The sequence below is a fragment of the Streptomyces colwelliae genome (genome assembly GCF_048158785.1).
GTDB lineage: Bacteria > Actinomycetota > Actinomycetes > Streptomycetales > Streptomycetaceae > Streptomyces.
Genome location: NZ_JBLTJC010000646.1, coordinates 1 through 3,262, shown reverse-complemented (window position 1 = coordinate 3,262; position 3,262 = coordinate 1). Strand labels below are relative to the sequence as shown.

The following is a 3,262-nucleotide window of genomic DNA, read 5'->3' as shown; positions in this document are numbered from 1 at the left end:
GTGGGGCGGACGGCACGACCAGGGGGGAAGCGGCCGTGCCGGGCCGCGAGGGTTCGGACTCTGGGGGGCGATGAAGTGCCCCTGCGGAAAGGGAAGTCCGGGAACGCGGCTCGTGCCGCGCGGCGGATCCGGCGCCACGGATCCGGCAAACAAGGGAGAGTTGTAGACCTGAGTGTCCGTCAACGTCAAGGGATGCAGGGCAAGTTGATGTACAAGCCGGGGCTTTGCGGATGTCCGGGAAGGCCTTGCCTCACAGGTGGCGCATCATCAACACTCTTTTTTCACAACTCCCTTGACCCTTCAATGTAACCCCCGGTAACTTCCTCGTCGGCTACTGCTGCGTAACCTTGAAAGCCCTTGCACCCGCCGGGAGTTGTGGGGGAAGGGTGCGCCGCACTCGCTGTCCGCGCCAGGACAACGCGCCACTTCGATACCGACTCGCGTTGAACCAGAGCAGCACATGGGAGCAGACATGGCTTCACCCTCGGACGCCAACCCGTCCAACGGAAACACCCCCGAGCAGCCGGAAAGCGGTTCCGTACCCGAGGCAGCCGAGGGTCCCGAGAGACGCGGTCAGGTCCGACTGCGCCGTGCCGCGATCATGGCGGTGCCGGCCACGCTGGCCGCCGCGGCCCTCGCGGTGCTCACCGCCCAGGGCGCCCTGGGGGTGCAGTTCTCCATCTCGGGCATGCCGTTCACGGTCACCGCCAAGTCGCTCGACGGCACCGGCTTCGAGCAGTTCGGCGACCTGGACAGCATGATCCCGAACAGCCCGAACGAGGGTGACACCGGCGGCCAGGTGCTGGTCATGACCTCCGCCATCAAGAAGGCCACGCTCGACAGCCTCTGCCAGAGCGTCGACCTCGGCGGCATCAACCTGCTCATCAAGGCGGGCAGCGGCTCGACGAAGGTCTCGGCGACCGACCTGACCACGGACTCGACCGAGCTGTCGGGTGACGCGTCCTTCGGCAACATCGAGATCGGCAACGACGCCAGCACGCTCACCAAGGCGGGTGTGCAGGGCAAGAAGGGCGTCTTCAGCCAGCAGTCCGACACCGTGCACATCGACAACCTGCGGCAGACCAACTACGCCACCACGGCGGGTGTGTTCAAGCTGCCGGGCCTCAAGCTCAGCTTCAGCGACTCGGGTTGCTGATGTCGGAGAACCTGCCACAGCAGGGGAAAGGGCCCGCCTTCCGGCGCTGGCGGGCCCGCCGTCCGTTCTGGGGCGGGCTGTTGCTCGCCCTGGGCGGGGCGGAGATCCTGCTCACGGAGAAGGTGTCGCTGAAGGTCGCGATGCACATCGGGATGCAGGGCATGACCGGTTACCTGCTGCCCGTGGTGATGCTGCTGTGCGGACTGCTGATCCTCTTCAGCCCGGGCCAGCGCCTCTTCTACTCGATCGTCGGGATCCTCTGCACCCTGGGCAGCTGGGTCACCTCGAACCTCGGCGGCTTCTTCATCGGGCTGCTGCTGGGCATCGTGGGCAGCTGCATGGCGTTCGGCTGGCTGCCGGACCAGGAGCCGCGGTCGGAACGCAAACGCCGCAAGCGCGAGGCGAAGACGACCACGGAGTCCCTCCAGCAGCAGGCCTGACGCGTCGGACCGGCCCCGGCGACAGCCGGGGCTCGACGCGTGCCGCGATCACCGAACTCCCGTCGCCCGTACGGTGGGTGACGGCGAGTCAGTTCAGGTGGCGGTCGCGGGCGGCTCCGTCGGAGTGGCCACCGTGGACTCGGCGGCCTGATACGTGGCCGTCGGCTCCGCCACGTTGCTCTCCTCCTTCATCGCCTTCGCCTCGCTCTTGAGGATGCGCATGGACTTGCCCAGTCCGCGTGCGGCCTCCGGGAGCTTCTTCGAGCCGAACAGCAGGATGACGACGATCGCCACGACCAGCAGGTGCCAGGGTTCCAGTCCGTTGCGGAGCATGGCCTCGCCCTTTCTTCCCTCACGACAGTTGCTATGTTGCGCAACTGTACAACCCTGAGATGGACCGCAGACCCCTCAGGGCCAGGGCATACACACCGAGCACGACCGCCAGCAGGACGTAATAAGGGAGCGCCAGTCCCGTCATCCCCAGCGGCGCGCCCAGCGGGCTCAGGGGCAGCAGCACTCCTACGGCGGCGAGCCCGGCCGCCGCCCGCCCCACCGGACCTGGTGCACCGCCACCGGTCCGCAGGAGCAGCATCACCACCGCCTGCGTGAGCAGGTTCTCGGTGAACCAGGCCGAGTGGAACAGCACCTCGTCGTCCACGGCGTCCGGGCCGCGCGGCGCGAGCGCGAGCACCGCGAAGGTCGCGAGGTCGGCGACCGCGTTCAGCACCCCGAATCCGGTGAGGAAGCGGAGGAACGCCCGCGGGCGCAGCACGGTCGGGCGGCGCAGCACCGCGGCGCCGGGACGGTCGTGGGCGAAGGCCAGCTGGGCCGCGTCGAAGCAGAGGTTCTGGGCGAGGACCTGGGCCGGGAGCATCGGCAGGAACGGCAGCAGCAGGCCGGCCGCGAGCATCGCGATGACGTTGCCGAGGTTCGAGGAGAGCGTGATCCGCAGATACGAGGCGATGTTCGCGCTGCTGCGCCGCCCCGCCGTGACCGCGTGCCGGACCGCGGCGAGGTCCTTGCCGGCGAGCACGACGTCGGCGGCCTCGCGGGCCACGTCCACGGCGGCACGCGGCGCGATGCCGACATCGGCGGCGCGCAGCGCGGGGACGTCGTTGAGGCCGTCCCCGAGGAAGCCGACCGTGTGTCCGGCCGCGCGCAGGACGGCGACCGCGCGGGCCTTGTCCTGGGGCGTGCACCGCGCGGCGACCCGCACCTCCCCCGGCTCAAGACCCAGCTCCCGGCACACCCGCGCCGCCGTCGCCGGATGGTCGCCGGTGAGGATCCGCACGCCGATGCCCAGGTCGGCGAGGGCCCGCAGGGCGTCCCTTGCGTCCGGGTTCAGGGCGTCGTGGAAGGTCACCAACCCCCGGAAGAGCAGGCCGCGTTCATCGGCCGGGCCGTAGTCACGCGCGCGTGCGGGGCGTTCGGCGGTGGCGACCGCCAGGAGCCGCAGGCCGGATTCAGCCTCCCGCTCGGCCAGGGCCAGCAGCCGGTCGCGCTCCGCGGCGGCCACCGCGCACCGCTCCAGTACGTCCTCCACCGCGCCCTTCACGATCAGCGTGTGCGTGCCGAGGGCCTCGCCCCGCACCACCGCCGTCGCGAGCCGCCGTACCGGATCGAAGGGCACGGACCCGACGCCGTCGTACTCCTCCCCCACCGGCCC

At 70.0% G+C, this 3,262-nt stretch carries 4 protein-coding genes; 2 read left to right on the top strand and 2 right to left on the bottom strand.

Translation table 11 applies throughout. The features are described 5' to 3' along the window. The first annotated feature begins 472 nt into the window (after window positions 1–472). Entirely contained in the window at window positions 473–1,156 is a 684-nt protein-coding gene (locus ACNFOC_RS52580) for a DUF6230 family protein (protein ID WP_416966053.1), read from the top strand. Next, a complete protein-coding gene (locus ACNFOC_RS52575; RefSeq protein ID WP_416966052.1) occupies window positions 1,156–1,596 on the top strand; it encodes a DUF6114 domain-containing protein in 441 nt (146 codons plus the stop codon). The genes ACNFOC_RS52580 and ACNFOC_RS52575 overlap by 1 nt, the downstream gene beginning before the upstream one ends. A 93-nt stretch (window positions 1,597–1,689) precedes the next feature. On the opposite strand, the gene tatA is transcribed toward ACNFOC_RS52575, so the two are convergent. Both tatA and ACNFOC_RS52565 read right to left on the bottom strand, forming a co-directional pair. Beyond that, the gene (tatA, locus tag ACNFOC_RS52570) at window positions 1,690–1,929 is read right to left on the bottom strand and encodes a Sec-independent protein translocase subunit TatA (protein WP_416966051.1); all 240 of its coding nucleotides are present in this window, start codon (window positions 1,927–1,929) and stop codon (window positions 1,690–1,692) included. A gap of 31 nt (window positions 1,930–1,960) precedes the next feature. After that, a partial coding sequence (locus tag ACNFOC_RS52565; protein WP_416966050.1) for an HAD-IC family P-type ATPase occupies window positions 1,961–3,262 on the bottom strand: 1,302 nt, incomplete at its 5' end.